Annotated in this window: 9 protein-coding genes and 1 pseudogene; 6 read left to right on the forward strand and 4 right to left on the reverse strand. The window is 68.7% G+C overall.

Annotated elements, in window-relative coordinates; all coding sequences use genetic code 11:
• Positions 1-9 precede the first annotated feature (9 nt).
• Positions 10-645, forward strand: a complete 636-nt coding sequence (locus tag AC07FV_RS24875) for an MMPL family transporter (protein WP_479089494.1) — start codon at positions 10-12, stop codon at positions 643-645.
• Here AC07FV_RS24875 and AC07FV_RS24880 read toward each other — a convergent pair whose 3' ends face one another.
• The 3 genes from AC07FV_RS24880 to AC07FV_RS24890 are packed head-to-tail and all read right to left on the reverse strand — an operon-like array spanning position 646 to position 4,216.
• A complete protein-coding gene (locus tag AC07FV_RS24880) occupies positions 646-1,896 on the reverse strand; it encodes a wax ester/triacylglycerol synthase domain-containing protein (RefSeq protein WP_479089449.1) in 1,251 nt (416 codons plus the stop codon).
• 17 nt (positions 1,897-1,913) lie between these two features.
• The gene (locus AC07FV_RS24885; protein WP_479089450.1) at positions 1,914-3,035 is read right to left on the reverse strand and encodes a fatty acid desaturase family protein; all 1,122 of its coding nucleotides are present in this window, start codon (positions 3,033-3,035) and stop codon (positions 1,914-1,916) included.
• Between the two features lie 32 nt (positions 3,036-3,067).
• Positions 3,068-4,216, reverse strand: a complete 1,149-nt coding sequence (locus AC07FV_RS24890) for a ferredoxin reductase (protein ID WP_479089451.1) — start codon at positions 4,214-4,216, stop codon at positions 3,068-3,070.
• A gap of 173 nt (positions 4,217-4,389) precedes the next feature.
• Between AC07FV_RS24890 and AC07FV_RS24895 the strand changes: the two genes are divergently transcribed.
• From AC07FV_RS24895 to AC07FV_RS24905, 3 genes are read left to right on the forward strand one after another with little or no spacing between them, the layout of a single operon-like run.
• On the forward strand, positions 4,390-5,526 hold the full coding sequence (locus tag AC07FV_RS24895) for an SDR family oxidoreductase (RefSeq protein ID WP_479089452.1): 1,137 nt from the start codon (positions 4,390-4,392) through the stop codon (positions 5,524-5,526).
• 58 nt (positions 5,527-5,584) lie between these two features.
• Positions 5,585-13,018, forward strand: a complete 7,434-nt coding sequence (locus AC07FV_RS24900) for an SDR family NAD(P)-dependent oxidoreductase (RefSeq protein ID WP_479089453.1) — start codon at positions 5,585-5,587, stop codon at positions 13,016-13,018.
• Positions 13,019-13,056: 38 nt separating this feature from the next.
• On the forward strand, positions 13,057-13,908 hold the full coding sequence (locus tag AC07FV_RS24905; RefSeq protein ID WP_479089454.1) for a hypothetical protein: 852 nt from the start codon (positions 13,057-13,059) through the stop codon (positions 13,906-13,908).
• Here AC07FV_RS24905 and AC07FV_RS24910 read toward each other — a convergent pair.
• Positions 13,892-15,004: an aldehyde dehydrogenase family protein gene (locus tag AC07FV_RS24910; RefSeq protein WP_479089455.1), complete on the reverse strand. Its 1,113-nt coding sequence runs from the start codon at positions 15,002-15,004 to the stop codon at positions 13,892-13,894. The genes AC07FV_RS24905 and AC07FV_RS24910 overlap by 17 nt on opposite strands.
• A gap of 417 nt (positions 15,005-15,421) precedes the next feature.
• Here AC07FV_RS24910 and AC07FV_RS24915 point away from each other — a divergent pair, with 417 nt between their 5' ends.
• Complete coding sequence (locus AC07FV_RS24915; RefSeq protein ID WP_479089456.1) at positions 15,422-16,312, forward strand: SDR family NAD(P)-dependent oxidoreductase; 891 nt, start codon at positions 15,422-15,424, stop codon at positions 16,310-16,312.
• A 304-nt stretch (positions 16,313-16,616) separates the two neighbouring features.
• Positions 16,617-16,688 (forward strand): annotated as a pseudogene (locus tag AC07FV_RS24920) (ribbon-helix-helix protein, CopG family); the annotation flags it as partial.
• Between the last annotated feature and the right edge of the window lie 206 nt (positions 16,689-16,894).

Genomic DNA, 16,894 nt, shown 5'->3' on the forward strand with positions numbered 1-16,894 from the left:
CCCCCGGGGATCAACCTCACCGCCGAGGTCGAGGACACCCTTGCGGCCGCCAAGCGGGCGCTGCCCTGGGCGTTGGCGTTGCTGAGCATCGGGCTGGCACTTCTCCTGGCCTTGTTCACCCGCAGCGTCGTCGCGCCCCTCAAGGCACTGGTCGTGGCCGTTGTCAGTCTCGGCGCGAGCCTGGGAGCGGTGGTTGCTGTCTTCCAGGACGGCACGGCTCGCCGCGCACTCGGAGGATTCACGGTCACCGGGACACTCGACGTCTCGCTGCTGCTGTTCACCTTGGCCATCGCCCTGGCCCTGTCGGTGGATTACGAGGTGTTCCTGCTGGGGCGGATCCGTGAGGAGTACCAGCGCGGTGCGGACAACCGGGCTGCTGTGGTGGAGGGCATCGCCCGTACCGGGCGGCTGATGACGTCCGCCGCACTGGCCGTGGCGGTCTCCACGTCGGCCATGGTCACCTCCTCCGTATCCGTGATCAAGATGATCGGGGCAGGGGTGGCCTTGGCCGCGCTCGTCGACGCCGTCCTGGTGCGCGGAGTGCTGGTGCCGGCTGTCATGGCGGCGCTCGGTCCCGCCAACTGGTGGCTTCCCGCAGCCGCACACCGCCGCACGGGCTTGGCCGCTCCGCAGGAGGCCGCCTGATCAGCGCTCCGTGAGGAGGTTGTTCGCGCCTGGGGACGTCTTCGGCCGCGCGAGCCGTACCAGGATGTGCCGCCACAGTGCCGGAACGCTGTCCGCCTGCCAGGAGGCTCGGTATGCCAGGCCACACCGCATCACTCCCTGCGCTCGTGTGAAGGAGAGATAGGACCTCGTGCCACCCGCGAGGTTGTACATCATCGACGTTCCCAGCAGACGCGCGCCCAGACACGGGCCAACGGCGGGGAACGTCAGACTGCTGGCGATCACCGGCGCGGTACGGGGGTCCATCATCACTCTGCTTGCCCAGGCCCCTACGGCGGTCGGGGACAGCTCCAGCAACCAGCGTGCCGCATCACGTCGCCGGTGGACGCGTGCCGCTCGACTCTGTTCGACCACCCGATCCACCGCTTCCTCGAAGCTTCCCGCCGATACGGGCAGACGAAGTCGGAAAGCCACCAACTGGTTGCCGGGTGCCGTTCTGTTCCGGTCGTCACGGGTGGACATGGGAATGACGACGTCGAAGTCGGGTGCACAGGCCTGGTTGCCGGCCGTTGTCTGTGAGGCGTTCAGCCGCAGCGCCCATGCGAAAGCCGCCAAGCAGATGTCGTTTCCCGTGCACCGAGATCTACGGGCGATCTCATGCACGATGCGCTCGGGAACTTCTTCCCACGCCCACCGCACGGGATCGCCGGGGCGTGGCAGGGGGATGGAGCCGTGCTTCAGCCTGCCGCCCAGGGAACGGGTCAGATCCTTCACGACGTTGGCACAACCAGTGGCTGTGGGCCGTTTCCGTTCCACCGGACGTAAAGGCGGCGGGGAGTCGTCACAAAGCAGAGTCAGGAGATCATGGGCCGCGCCCATTCCGTCATGGACCGCGTGGTGGATGCGGAACGCGACCTGGAACCGGCCGTCATCTCTTCCGGGTGCGCACCACAGATCCCACGCCGGTACGCCTGCTCGGAGCGGCATGGCCAACAATGCCGAAGAGAAAGCGGTGAGATCCTGGTCGACGGCCCAACGCACATGTTCCTCGGGGTCGAGGCGTACCGCCGCCGTGGGGCGCAGCCTGCGTCCTCGCTGAGGCTGTGGTTGCCACAGCGCCGGGAGCGACCCCACGCGTTCGGAGACCCGTGCCACCAGGTACTCCCTGGAAGGGGGCTTCCCTTCGAGGGCCAGGAAGAAGCCCGTGACCGGTTGTGGCTCGCTGCCTTCATAAGTGAAGCTCCGGTCCACTGCGCCGAGCAGAAGGCTCACGTCGTTTCCTGTTTCAGTCAAGAGGTCGTTTCGCGACGGGACCCGGTTCGTCGAAAGCGTGCCGCGACGTGTTCTTTACTCGGCAGGGCGAGCATGAAGGCTTTACGCCAAGCACTGCCCAACTGTCGAGGGAAAGGGCCGGTGTTGTAGGGGAGTCCGTACCTGGTGCAGAGGTCCTGTACCTGAGGTGCGATTTCTCTCAGGCGACTGGAGGGCAGGTCCGGGAACAAATGATGCTCGATCTGGTGGCCGAAGTGTCCGGTGAGAATGTGGAAGAGCTTGCCGCCGCTGAAGTTGGCACTGCACATCAACTGCCGGTAGTACCAGTGCGCGCGAGATTCGCCTTCGACCTGCTGCTCGGTGAAGGTCTGCGCGTCCTGCGGGGTGTGGCCGGTGAAAGCGGCCGAAAAGGCGACGATGTTGCGGATCAAACCTGCTGCAACGTTACCGAGCAGGGTGCTGAGGAAGAGGGGCCCGGTGAGGGCCGGAAAGAGGACGTACTCTCTGAGTGCGCAGGAGCCTGCTTTGCGTCGCAGCCGCAGGAGAGTCTCACGGCTTTCTGACCACTTTCTTTTCCTGGTGACAAGTCGATCGACTTGTACGTCATGGAGAGCGGCTGCTTGCTCGAAGAACACCATGATGACGAGCGTGTACAGCGGGTTTCCGAGATGGTACGGGTGCCACGGCTGGCCGTCACTCATGCGCAGCACGCTGTAGCCGATATCTCTGTCCTTGCCCAGAACATTGGTGTAGGTGTGGTGCTCGTAGTTGTGTGATCGACGCCATTCTTCGGCAGGGTACATCCATTCCCACTCGAAGGTTTTCGACTGAAGGTCGGGATCGCCGATCCAGTCGTACTGGCCGTGCAGGACATTGTGCCCGATCTCCATGTTGTCCAGCATTTTGGCGATCGCCAGACACACGACTCCTGCGATCCAGGCAGGCGGGAAGAAACCGAAGTAGAAGAGGCCCCGCCCCGCGATCTCCAAGCGGCGTTGGGTACGCACCACCGAGCGGATGTACGCAGCGTCGCGTTCTTGTAGGTCCGCGAGCACCTGTCTGCGCAACGCGTCCAGTTCCCGCCCGAGTTCTTCCATCTGCTCCGGTGACAGCAGCGGTTCGCCGTGGTCGTGTCGCATGCACTGCCCTTCTTCCCTTCACGATTCTTCCGTCACATGTCCAGCAGTACGTCTCCGTGGGGCACGGAGACGCAGAGCTGGATGTTCTCGTCCTGGCCGTCGGACACGGCGCCGGTCAGCAGGTTGCCCACCGAGCCCGAGATCTTTCTGGTGGTGCAGGTGTGGCAAATGCCCATCCGGCACCCGTATCTGGGCTTGGCGCCGGCGGCCTCCGCATGCTCGAGGAGAGTGCCTTCGCGGGCCGGTACGGCCACTGCGCTGCGGCTGAGACGCACTACACCCTGGTCGATCGCAACCTGGCCGCCGTCGCGACTCGCAGGGCAGGCGGCGTCGAGGGCGAACAACTCCGTATGCAGCAGATCATCAATGCCTTGCTGAGCCCAGAGGTCCCTGACGGCCTGTCGCAGACGTGATCCTGAGCAGAGGTAGGTCGGGGAGGTGCGGAAGTCGGGGGCCGCTTCGAGCAGGTGCCCGATGCCGAAGGGCCCGTGCAGATCACCACCGCGTTCCCGGGCCGGAAAGACCTTGTGGACCTCGACGTTCGGGTAAAGCCGGGAGAGTTCACGGAGTTCGTCTCCGTAGACGATCTCCCGAGCTGACTTCGCGTAGTGCAGGAAGGTGATGCGCCCGGCATGATTTTCGTGGCACAAGGTGCGGAGCATCGACATCACAGGGGTGATGCCGCTGCCCCCGCTGATCAGCAGCAGGCGCTGTGGACGACGTTCGGGCAGTGAGAAGACGCCTCTGGCTTGCGACATCGTCATGACCGTCCCGGGCCGGGCGTTCTCCCGGAGGTAGGAGGAGACGGTCCCGGCCGGATTCGATGCCACGGTGATCTCCACCTCCGCGGTGTCGTGCGCCGAGGAGGCGGGAGAGAAGAAGCGCTGCATGAGCACACCGTTGACGTCGACCCCGAAGCGGACGTACTGGCCGGCTCTGAACCCGTTCCACGTGCCGTTCGGCCGCAATCGGATGGTCACGGACCTCGCCGTGCGGTGCTGAACATCCACGACGCGTGCCCTCACCTCGTGCACGGTCCACGTGGGGTTCAGATGCTCCAGGTACCGGTCGACGCCGTGAGGAGCGGCCAGAGCTGCGACGACAGGCGATCGCAGACCCCGGCGAACCGTGCTTCCCACACGGCTGCGAAGGAGAGAACGCATGGTGGCCTCCTCGGTCATGAGGTCATTTCACGGCACTCGGACAAGAGACCGGGTCGAGTGACGCGTCGCTCCCGCGCGTTCATCCGGAACGCCTCAACCGCCGACCCGCTGCCGCATGGACATCACGCATTGTGTTCGAAAGGTGACGCTCTGCTTTGCCATCGTAGCGGTCCTGTGATCTTGTACGTGCTGTGACAGTTCTGCTCACCGGAGCCACCGGATTCCTCGGCTCCCGCATCGCGCACGCCCTGATCACCACCCGCTCCGAGCCCGTCGTCGTCTTGGGGCGCGGGGATCCGTCCCGCTTGAGGAGCCGCATGGCCGAGGCCCTTCAGGTGGTGGGTGAGGGCGCCTTCGACGAACGTCACGGCGGCTACCTGCGGTGCGTGAGCGGGGACGTCACGAAGCCGTGGCTGGGCCTGTCTCCCGCGCTCTATGCACGCCTGGCCGGCGAAGTGGACGCCATCTGGCACTGCGCCAGCGACATCGCGCTGACCGGGGAGCATGAGCGGTTGTACCGGGTCAACGTACACGGCACGGCCCAAGTGCTCGCCTTCGCGGCGGCGACCCCGCCCCATTGCCGGCTGGTGCACGTGAGCTCCGTGGCGGTGGCCGGCGCCCGCCCGAGCGGCCGCGTCACGGAAAGCGATCTGAGTGACGTGCACGGCTTCGAGACCCATTACGACGCCTCGAAGTACACGGCCGAGTGCCTGGTGCGGCAGTGGGCGGAGCGGCACGGACGACCGGTGGTGGTCCTGCGCCCCAGCATCGTCGCCGCTGACCGAACGCTGCCGGAAGGCGCAGCCGGTCACTCGCTGTCCGTCCTGGGGGACATGCTGGAGGCGATGTCCCATGGCGGCGCTCCTGGTATTCCGGCGCAACGCCCCGGCGCGCGGCAGCTTGTTCTGCGGCTGCGAGTGTCCTCCAACGCGAGTTTCAACATCGTCGGTGATCAGTACGCGACCGAGGCGATTATCCGTATCGGTCATGACCGCTGCGATCAAGGCGCGGCTGTCCACACTTGCCACGTGGTGCACCCCCGACCCACGCCGGTCCGTGACCTGCTTGCCGTGATCGAGGAGCAGTATCCGGGTCTGCGCATCGAGTGCGCCGACGATGACGTGCCGGACCCGACAGACGCTGAACGGTTCGTGACCGCAAGTCTCACCGGCTTCCTCCGTTACTGCCGACATCAGCGGGTGTACGACCGTTCGAACGCCACCGCGGCGACGCCCGGTCTTGCCGATCCCGCCCCGATCGACGCCGTGTTCCTGCGAGGGGCCCTTGGCTTCGCCTGCCCTGACGCCCATCCGAGCCGCACGTCCTGAAAGCCGCGCTGCCGGCCCACTGCTCCCCTCCGCGCCGTTCCCTCCCCGGAGATCAGCCTTGTCTGCACATCTGCCGTTCCCGTCCGATGACTCCATCGCCGTCGTCGGGGCCGCTTGCCGGCTCCCCGGCGGCGTTCACTCGCTCGCCGATCTCTGGGCCGTGCTGGTCACCGGGCGAGACATGGTCGGTGAGGTTCCCGCGGACCGTTTCCCAGCCGGTGACTTCGTCGACGCCGTCCGACGGCGCCCGGGGCAGTCCTACACCGCCGCCGGCGGCTTCCTGCAGGACGTCTACGGCTTCGATGCCTCCTGTTTCACAGGGATCTCGCCCCGCGAGGCGTCCCGCATGGATCCGCAGCAGCGGCTGCTTCTGGAGATGGCGGTCGAGGCGCTGGACGACGCCGGCATCGACTCCACGGCCCTCGAGGCGACCGACACATCGGTGTTCATCGGCTGCTCCAGCCGGGACTACGGTGAGCTGCAGGCGTGCTCCCCGGAGTCGGGTAACCCCTACACCGTCACCGGTATGGCAGGCGCCATCGTCGCCAACCGGCTGTCGCACTTCTTCGACTGGCGCGGCCAGTCGGTCATGGTCGACACGGCTTGCTCCTCGGCGCTGACGGCTGTGCACCAGGCGTGTGAGCATCTCAAGGCCGGTCATTCCCGCATCGCTGTGGCGGGCGGTGTCAACGTCCTGATCAATCCACAGGGTTTCAGCGGGTTCTCGGCCGCGTCGATGCTCTCCCCGACGGGCCGCTGTCGTGCCTTCTCCGCACGGGCGGACGGTTTCGTGCGCGCCGAGGGCGGCGGTCTGGTGCTGCTGAAGCGACTCGCCGACGCACGCCGCGATGGCGACCGCATTCACGGCGTGATTCTCGGCAGCGGGACCAACAACGACGGCCGTACGCCCGGGCTGGCACTGCCCAGCGCGTCCGCCCAGCAGGCTCTGCTGAGCGAGGTGTACGAACGGGCCGGTGTGCTCCCCGACGACCTCGCCTATCTGGAGGCCCACGGCACCGGCACCCCGGTGGGAGACCCGCTGGAGTGCGAGGCCGTCGGCCGAGTGCTGGGCCGCGGCCGCAACACCGGTGCGCTGCCGATCGGGTCGGTCAAGACGAACATCGGGCATCTGGAGGCCGCCTCGGGCATCGCCGGCCTGCTCAAGGCGCTTCTCGTCCTGAAGCACCGGCAGATCCCGGCTTCCCTCCACTGTGAGGAACTGAATCCAGCCATCGACTTCACCGGCCTGAACGTGCAGCCGGTGACCCGGCCGCAGCCCCTCGTCCACGACGGTCTGCCGTTGGCGGGAGTGAACTCCTTCGGATTCGGAGGCGCCAACGCGCACGTGATTCTGGCAGCCTCCGCACCGAACACCCCTGGCACCGAGAAGACCCCGGAGGGTCCGTCGTGCCACCCCGTCCTGCCGGTCGTGGTCTCGGCCCGCACCGACCAGGCCCTTCGGGTCGCGTGCCAGGAGATGGCGCAGCACCTGCAGTTCACCACCGACGCCTTCTACGACGTGGCGTACACGGCCACGGTGCGGCGGCACCGTCACGAACGCCGCGCCGGTGTGCTGGCCGCCTCCGCCGCCGAGGCGGCCGATGCCCTGCTGTCGATGGCCGGGACTGAGGACGGGGACCACTCCGCGTGGGTGACCGGCCGGCCGGGGAAGGTGGCCTTCGTCTTCAGCGGCAACGGCTCCCAGTGGCCGGGCATGGGTACCGATCTGCTGCGCAACGAGCCCGTCTTCCGTTCTGCGGTCGAGGCCGTCGACTCCGAACTCGCACCGCACCTGGGCTGGTCGGTACTGGACGAGTTGCTCGCAGACGCGCCACGCCTCGCCCGGACGGAGGTGGCGCAACCCCTGCTCTTCGCCCTGCAGATCGGTCTGCTGCGTCTGCTCGCCTCATACGGCGTCGAGCCCGACGCCGTGACCGGCCACAGCGTCGGTGAGATCGCCGCCGCGTACGCGAGCGGCTGCCTCGACCTGGGGCAGGCCTGCCAGGTGGTCGTCGCCCGCAGCACCGCCCAGGCGGCCACCGCCGGGACCGGACGCATGGCCGCATGCGGTCTGGGCCCGAAAGCGGCTGAGAAGGAACTCGCCGCCTACCACGGCCGTATCGAGCTGGCCGGAATCAACAGCGACCACGACGTCACCCTGGCGGGCCACGCAGAGGCGCTGGCAGACCTGGGACGGCAACTCACCACGCGGGAGGTGTTCTTCCGCGAGCTCGACCTCGACTACGCCTTCCACACCAGGGCCATGGACCCCGTCCGGCAGGAGCTCACCGACAGCCTGCTGCCACTCCGACCCGGTCGCCACCAGCGGACGTTCGTCTCCACCGTGACGGGAGACCGCCTCGAGGGCAGCCGCCTCGACGCCGACTACTGGTGGCGCAACGTCCGTGAACCGGTGCGCTTCGCCGAGGCCGTTCGTGCGCTCGCCGACAGCGGATGCACGCAGTTCGTGGAGATCGGCCCCCACGCCGTACTGGCCGGCTACCTGCGCCGCCTGGTCGGAACGGACGCCACCGTAGCGCTGTGCCGACGTGAGCAGGACGCCCCCACCGCCATCCGCCGCGGGGCCGCTCGCCTGATCGCCGCCGGCGCACGTCTCCGCTGCTTCCTCCGGCCCGGCGCAGTGGTCTCCCTGCCGTCATACCCATTCCAGCGCGAGCAGTGCCGCAACGGACAGCCCGACTGGTGGGTCACCGTGCCGCAGGACAAGACCCTCACCCATCCGCTCCTCGGCAGGCGTGCCGCGGTCGCCGAACCGGCCTGGCACCAACTGCTGAGCACCAGCCGCCTCGGCTGGCTCAACGACCACCAGGTGGACGGCAGCGTCGTCATGCCCGGAGCCGGCTACGTCGAGGCGTTTCTCGCCGCCGGGCGGGCCGCCTTCACCGCCGCATGCGAGGTGACGGACCTGGACATCGTCCGTCCCCTTGCCCTTCCGGCCGGTGACGATCCGACGAGCGTCACCGTCCAGACCTCCCTCTCCCTGGAGGACGGCCTGGCTTGTTTCGCCTCCCGGACCACGCCTACGGGCGACTGGACGTTGCACGCCCGCGGCCGCGTACGCCGCCTCCTCGATCCCGCTCCCTCGGCGATCGACCCGCCCGCGGTGCGCTCCCGCCTGTCCGGGCCGGTGATCGCGGCCACCACCCACTACGACCGTGCCGCACGGGCCGGCCTGGCCTACGGACCCGCCTTCCAGGTCCTGACTAGCCTGCACGTGGGCGATGGCGAGACACTGGCCTCTTACCGACTGCCCCTGGATGATCAGGAGCACCTCGAAGCCCACCCGGTCATCCTGGACGGGGCGCTGCAGGCGTCCGGCCCGCTGCTGGCCGCCGCGGCGGACGGCAAGATGTTCCTCCCCACCGCTGTCGAGGCCACTCGCGTGTGGCGATCGCTGCCCAGTCAGGGGCTCGCTCACGTACGCCTGCGCGACCTGTCCGGCTCCGACGCGCTCGTCGACATCACGATCGCGGGGGAGGACGGCACCGTCTGGGCGCAGTTGACCGGCTGCCGCATGAGGGCCGTGGCGGCCGCCGCGGCACAGCCGGCACCGGTCCAGGAGCTGACCCACACCCTGCGAGCCACCAGCAGAACCTCTCTCCGATCCGACGCAACCTGCCCCTGGCCGGACTTGGAGGAGACCGTGAGGGACACCGCCGGGCAGCGCTCGGAACTGGACGCCCGGCATCTCGACGGTTATGCGGCCTTCGCGCCCCAGGTCAAGACCGCGGTCGGGCACTGGGCGGTGGCCGCTTTCACGGAACTTCTCCCGCAGGCGGACGAGTTCGGCATCGATGACCTCATGGCTGCCGGCGTACGCCCACACCACGGGCGCTACATGCGTCTGCTGGCACGCCTGGCCGAGGGGGCCGGTCTGCTCCGTACGGTGACCGCCGAGGGGGAGGACCGCTGGCGCCCGACCGGCGTCGCACAGCCACACGAGCAGACACAGCAACTGGTCGACCACTTCCCCGAGTGGGTCACCGCCATTGCCGTCTACGTCCGCTGCGGCAGGCATCTGACCGACATCCTCACCGGCCGGGTCGACCCGCGTGAACTGCTGTTCACAGAGGCGGACCGACACCTCGTCGAGGGGTTCTACTCCGACACACCGCAGGTACGGATGCATGCCCGCCACGCGAGCGACCTGCTGGCCCGCATGGTGCGGGACTGGCCGCAGGACCGGCCGCTGCGCGTCCTGGAGGTCGGAGCCGGAACCGGCGGCCTCACCGGACACCTGCTTCCGCTCCTGCCGGCACCCCTGACGACCTACGTCTTCAGCGACGTCTCCGCCGCCTTCTTCCCTCGCGCCCGAACCCGCTTCACGGACTTCGACTTCGTCACCTACCGCACCCTCGATCTCAACACCGACGCACGGGAACAGGGCTTCACGCCCGGCAGTTTCGATCTGATCGTCGCCTCGAACGTGCTGCACGCCACCCGGGACCTCAGGGCGAGTTGCGGGCGCATCGCCGAACTGCTCGCCCCGGGCGGTCAGCTGCTGGCCGTCGAGAGCCATGACACCGACATCCTGGGTCCCTGCTTCGGTCTGCTGGAGGAGTTCTGGGCGTTCACGGACACGGACGTGCGCAGCAGCCCGCTGCTGGACCGGGAGTCCTGGCCCGCCTTGCTGCGCACCGGCGGCTTCGACGGTGTCGTGCAGACCGGCAGTGCCCAGCCGGAGGCCGACCAGGACTACTCCGTGCTGCTCGCCCGGCGCGCCGAGCCCGGCACGACCGCCGCGCCACCGGCACCCGCACGGGCCACGGGCAACTGGGTCATCGTCACCGCGGACTCCGGCCACCCGACCGCCCAGCACCTGGGGCGCGCGCTCACGGCGGCCGGTGCCACCGGCGTCCGTATCACCGACGGCGTCGCACAGCCCCTCACGTCGGCCCTCACGTCGGCGCCGCCTCCGGTCGGAGTGGTCGCGCTCCTGCACGAGACGGCCGCCGTCGCCGACCACGTGGAGACGGTGGCCGAGAACACCGAGCTGATCAGGACGGCTGCCGCACTGTGCACACCTGCCGACGACGGAACGTCGGCACTGTGGGTGGTCACGGGCCCCACCGGACTGTTTCCCCTGCCCGAACACACCGACGAGGCCGCTCCCGTACACGCCGCCGCCTGGGGAGTGGGCCGTGTGCTGGGAAACGAACGCCCGCTGCTGAAGGTCCGTCGCGTCAGCCTGCATCCCAGCGGTGACATCGGTCAGGACACCGAGCGGCTCACCCATGAACTCCTGCACGCCGATGACGAGGACGAGGTGGTCCTGGCAGGGGACGGACGGTTCACGCCCCGGGTCGCCGCCCTGCCGCCCGTCACACGGACCGTGCGGGCCGGCGACCATTACGCTCTGCGTCTCGAACGTACAGGCCACGACCCCGTCGTGACCTGGGCTGCTACGGACGCGCCGGTCCCCGCTCCTGGCGAGGTAGTCGTACGGGTGCGCGCCGCCGCTCTCAACTACCGCGATGTCATGCTCGCCCAGGGCATGCTCCCGCCCGGCGCCGAACCGGCCACCGGTGCCGCGCCGCGGCTCGGGCTGGAATGCGCGGGTGATGTCGTCGCCGTCGGACCCGATGTGGCCTCCTCGCACGTCGGCGACCGGGTCTACGCCTTCGCGCACGGCGCACTGGCCTCCCACGTGACCGTGCGCCTTGAGCAGACCGGCCGCGTTCCCGACCACATGACCTACGCGGAAGCCACCACGCTGCCCGCCGTCTACCTCACCGTCCAGCACAGCCTGGAACGCTGCGCCGGGCTGCGGGCCGGAGAGATCCTGCTCGTCCACGGTGGTGCGGGCGGCATCGGCCTGGCCGCACTGAACCATGCCCGGCAGGTCGGGGCCCGGGTCGTCGCCACCGCCGGCAGTCCGGCCAAACGCGACCTGCTGCGCGCTCTCGGTGTCGAGGACGTACTGAACTCCCGCGACCTGTCCTTCGCCCACGACGTACGAAAGCTGACGGCAGGCGGCGTCGACGTCGTCCTCAATTCCCTGGCCGGTGAAGCGATCGGACGCAGCCTGGAATGCCTGCGCCCCGGTGGCCGGTTCGTGGAACTCGGCAAGCGGGACATCTACGCCAACAGCCCACTGCTGCTGCGCCCGTTCCGCGCCAACCTGTCCTACCACGCCGTGGACATCACCCGGCTGATCGTCGACACCCCCGCCGAGGCAGCCGCCGCCTTCACCACGGTCACCCGCCGGGTCACCGACGGTACCTACCGGCCGCTACCGCACCGGGCCTACCCCGCCGGCCGCGTGACAGAAGCCCTCAGCAGCCTGCGTCACTCCCGGCACCTGGGCAAGGTCGTGATCACCTTCTCCGGTACCGAGCCGGTCGAGGTTCACCAGCCCGTCGGCCCGGCGCCGCTGGATCCGGCGGCGACCTACCTGATCAGCGGTGGGCTGAGCGGTCTGGGGGCCGCCACCGCCCGTCATCTCGCCGACCACGGAGCCCGCCATCTGGCCCTCGTCGGCCGTCGCGGAGCCGCGTCCCCCGAAGCATCAGCTCTGCTCGAAGACCTCGGCCGGCGCGGTGCCCAGGCGACAGTCCACGCGGCTGACGTCACCGACCGCCAGGCCATCACCCGGATCGTCCGGGAGGCAGTCGAGCAGGGGCGCCCTGTACGGGGGATCGTCCACGCGGCGATGCAGTTGGACGACGCGCCGCTCGACGAGCTGACACCCGATCGCGTCCGCCGAGTCCTCGCGGCCAAGGTCCGGGGCGCGCAGATCCTCGATGAGGCCGGCACGGACTGCGTACTCGACTTCTTCGTCACCTACTCCTCCGTCGCCGCGCTCGTCGGCAACCTCCACCAGGCCCCGTACGCCGCCGCCAACCTCTACCTGGAGAGCCTGATGCGCAGGCGGCGAGCGGAGGGGCGCCCCGGCCTGGCACTGGCCTGGGGCGGCATCAGTGATACCGGCTACGTCGCCCGGACACTGATGGCCGAGACCATCGCCCGCTCCGGAATCGGCCTGATCAGTCCGCGGACGGCCTTGGCCGCCCTCGACCGGCACCTCGCGCTGGGCAAAGAGCCGACCGTCACCGTCGGGGTCATGGACTGGGAACGACTCGCCCACATCCTGCCCGCTTTGACCGGACCGCGCTTCAGTGCGCAACTGCACGACGTGACAGGCAGAACCTCCCCGCGAGCCGCTGACGGCCTCAGGCAGCGTCTCAAGACGGCCGGAAGCGGCGCCGAACGCATCACCCTCGTCACAGACGCTCTCACGGCACTCGCAGCGGACATCCTGCAGACCAGCCCGGACCGCGTCAGCACCACCGCCAACCTCACGGACCTCGGCCTCGACTCACTGATGGGCGCCGAACTCAAGGTTCAGGTGCAACGGGCGTTCGGGTGCGAGCTGCCCCTGATGGAACTCATGGGCGCGGCCACTCTGGCCGGCGTCGCCCAACGCCTCGACGCCCTGGTCCAACGGCACGAACAGGAGCCGACCGGCTGAGGAAGCACCGCAGCCGGATGCCACCGAAAGGTTCCCTGATGATGCAAGTCGACTTCTTCCTCGCCTATGGAACGGGCGCCCTGTTCGCGGCATCTGCCGTTCGGCAGACACACGGCGGACGACGCGCTTCGACGAACCGGCGCTTCAGGCGGCTCAGTGCCTCCCTCGTCCCGTGTGCGCTGTTCCACGCTCTCCTGCTGGCGCCGTCCTGCGTGTGGCTGCTGTCACGGTTCCCCGCGTGGGAGACCATGCACGTGATGCAGAGCGCACCGGTATGGGGCAGGGCGCTCTTCGGTGCGAGTACCGTCGCCTTCGGCATCGCTGGATGCATCGCCGGACACTGGCTCCTGGCGAAGGGCAGTCTGCCGGCGGCTTACGCGAACCTGACCGCTCCCTGGGCCTTGGCGTTCGGCGTGCTGACGTACGGCTGGGACGGCCAGGGCTACTGCCGGTTTCTGTCGCCCACGGCCTTCGACCCTGCCTCCTGCGCAAACCGACCCTTGCGGCACATGGCAGGGGTCTGGGCACGCGCCGACGTCGCGACCGCGTTGGCCGCTGTCGTCATGGTGGGCGTATCCGCTGCAGTGGTGGTGATGACGTGTCTGCACGCGGTCGGGGCACGGCAGGAGGGACTCTCGGCGACCCGGTGCGTCCTGGCTTTCCTGGGTTTCGTCGTGGGCGGTGTGCTCCTGCCCAGCCTGGTCGCCGCGGTGCTCGTAGCCGCGACGGCCTGGATGGCCGGACCAGCAGCAGGGGCAGGGACGCTGGCCTCGCTTCTTCTGCTGTGCGGCAGAATCGGCCGCGCTCAGTGGAGGACGCCCTTGAGCGCTGTACTGATGCCAGGTCTCGCCCCCCAGTCCCGCGCGGGTGCTCTCACCGGCGCAAGGTGAAGAACGGGCGTACGAGACGGAGGTCGTCCACCCCGAGGGCGGCGAACTGCGGTGCGAGCTGGCTCAATGAGCTCGCGGTGTGGACGACCACATGTCGCCCTGTTCCGCGGGCCGCCCAGAGCACCTCCGACCAGGCGGTGTACGGCGCGACAACCGCAACAGGGCCTGGAGGGATACGGGCCGTGTCGACCAGGTCGAGATCTCGTTGACCCAACACCACCGGACCGTGCGTATGGCGGCCGGACGAGGAGACCTCCCCGCTGACCACCACGCGAGCGTTCTCCTCGGCCGCTCCACGCAGGTACGCCCGCACCGCGTTCACCTGCTGAGCAGAGGCCAGTCCGCTCAGCACGGTCTGTGGTGACCTGCGCGCTCGTTCACCGACCTCGCGGACCTCTGCGGCGAACAGTGCGAGGAACCGGTCGTAGTGGTGTGCGTGTACCGCCAGGACGGGCGTGGCCCCGCAGCTCCTGCCGGCGGTGCGAAAGGCGGATCGCACGGCGTCCCGTACGGCCGGACGAAGGCGAGCATCCTTGCGTACGACGAACAGACCAGGGCACGTGGTGCTCCCCGGTGCCGCCCGAGGCGTGCAGCAGGCGGTCACCGAGGCATCAGTGTGCTCGGCCAGCACCCACAACAACCGGCGGTCCTGGCCTTCCAGTTGTTGCCAGACACCGCCCGGAAGACCGGCCTCCAGAGCCAGCGCACGCAGGTGAGCGGCCATCGGCAGGGCATGTGAGGGGACAGCGGTGACGACACAGTCCCCGTCGAGCAGCGCCGGCACCACCCCGTTGAGGACGTGGGTCAGCGGCGCGGCATCGTCGTTCAGGGAGAGCACGACGTGTGCCGCGGGCGGCTTGTCGGCCCGGGCTCGCGGAGTTCGTCTCCAGCCGTTCCGGTACGCCCGGAAAGCGGCGCGTCGGTCGGTCACGACGTCACCACGGCACAGACCGCCCGTCTGCATGGCCAGGCGAGCCAGTCGGGATGCGTCCCTTCGAGCCAGGGCGACGAACCGCACGGCCCACTGCCGACGATGTGCCGGAGGCCGGCTGCTCCAGGCCAGTCCGGCGACGCGTGCTCGGGAGACGGCGGTCATGACGTCGTGGGGGGCCGTCGGGCCCGCGGGAGGGACACCAGAGGGGTCGGCGGGGGATGCGCCTGGGGGCGCGGCTCCTCCAGTCACCGCAGGACCCGTCCAGGTGCCGAGCTGCGGGACGGGCTCAAGGCGAACGTATTCGGCGCGGTAGGACCGCCAAGGATCATGACCTGGAAACGAGTGCTCGCTGGACCTGGTCACGCGCACCACCCGGCAGTGGTGAACGGCCGGGGGGATCACCGCGCAGGCATCCGCGAAGCGGAGTCGGCCGTTCGGGTGACGGGCAGCGTGGGAGTCGTGACCAGACGGTAGTGTCCCGGATCGATCGGCGCCTCTGCTTCTGTGCGCCGTCTCCCCTCGGGGACGGGCTCCTCCCGAGTCGATGCCCTCGTCTCTCACTCCGCATTGGAGGCGCACATGATCAATGTCCCCGCTCACCAGGCTTCCGACGCGGCCACGACTGTCCGCCGCACAGCCGTGATCACCGGAGCGACGTCCGGACTGGGCCTGGCATTCGCCGAACGACTTGCCGCGGCTGGATACCGACTCACCCTGGTCGCCCGTCGTACGGAGGTCCTGAGGGAGGTTGCCGCCCGGCTCGGCCACGGCGGTGACAGCCCACGGATCATGACGGCGGACCTGGCCACCGAAGAGGGCGTCAGCCGCCTCACCGACGGTTTGGCCGCCTCTGTCCCTGACCTGTTGATCAACAATGCCGGGTACGGGCTGCCCGACCCATTCCCTTTCAGCGATCCTGCCGACGAGCGGGCGCTCCTCCAAGTGAATGTCGGGTGCGTTCTGCGCGCTACGCACGCGGTACTGCCGGCGATGATCAGCCGGGGAGCGGGTGCCGTCATCAACGTCGCCTCCGTCGCGGCTCACGGACCCGTATGGCTCGCCAGCACCTATCCCGCGAGCAAGTCCTGGGTGCTGGCGTTCACCGAGTCCACCGCCCGCTCCGCCCAGCTCAAGGGCAGCGGCGTACACATGATGGCTCTGCTTCCGGGCTACACGGAGACGGCCTTCCCTCATCGCGCAGGAATGACCAGCCCTCACATGCCGCGGTGGATGTGGCTGACCAGCGAGCAGGTGGTTGCCACAGCCCTGAAGGACATGGAGCGCGGTCGCACGATCAGTATCCCGAGTCTGCGCTACCGGCTGCTGTCCCAGGCGCTGCGTCACTTGCCCCGCGCGGTGACCACACGCTTCAGCCTCGACCGCGGCAAGCCTCTGCGAGGACGCAGTGACGACTCCCCTCGTGACACCACCGGGAGTACGTCTGTCCAGGATCATCACTCGATCCGGTAACCCGGGCGATGCGGCGGAGAGCTGGACTCGACGGTTGCCGTGTCGCCTTGAGGAATCGCCTGGTTGGTCGGGGTGATGATGTCGCTTCGCACGGATGTCTCTACCTCATGTGACATCTCTCCGATGACGCATCACGTAAGGTGCATGGCGATTCTGGAGCCTGCGGGCAAGGGGTCCTGATCAGGGCTCCTTCGGTTCCAGCGGATTGCTCGACCTGGTTCCTCACGGCTCGACCTGGTTCCTCACGGGCGGCGGCGTGACCGGTCGACCGAGGCCGACTGCGCCGCTCTGATACCACCTAGGTATGGCGATGACATTCCGGCTCCACGACGACCTTGACGCGAAGCTCACCGAGCGGGCTCGTCGGCAGGTTCGGCGAGGAAGTCGCGCAGGACCAGGTTGACGTACCGGTCATCGCCAAGCGCCTGGCGGTATGGTCCGCGTTTCCTGCACCCCGAGTCACCGGTCGTGAGGGAGGAACACGGGGCGTGAGCCGTGTGACGAGGGCCGCCGCCGGTGAGGCGGCGGCCCGGGGTCGTCAGTCATGTCCTCCCGGTGGGGCGGGCGGAGCCGCCTCGTAGG

This window comes from Streptomyces sp. NPDC045956, assembly GCF_056430705.1.

Bases quoted from the DNA above. Each gene is read 5' to 3' on its own strand.
- AC07FV_RS24905 (WP_479089454.1), top strand. From the start codon at position 13,057: ATGATGCAAGTCGACTTCTTCCTCGCCTATGGAACGGGCGCCCTGTTC.
- AC07FV_RS24890 (WP_479089451.1), bottom strand. From the start codon at position 4,216: ATGACCGAGGAGGCCACCATGCGTTCTCTCCTTCGCAGCCGTGTGGGA.
- AC07FV_RS24885 (WP_479089450.1), bottom strand. From the start codon at position 3,035: ATGCGACACGACCACGGCGAACCGCTGCTGTCACCGGAGCAGATGGAA.
- AC07FV_RS24915 (WP_479089456.1), top strand. From the start codon at position 15,422: ATGATCAATGTCCCCGCTCACCAGGCTTCCGACGCGGCCACGACTGTC.
- AC07FV_RS24910 (WP_479089455.1), bottom strand. From the start codon at position 15,004: ATGACCGCCGTCTCCCGAGCACGCGTCGCCGGACTGGCCTGGAGCAGC.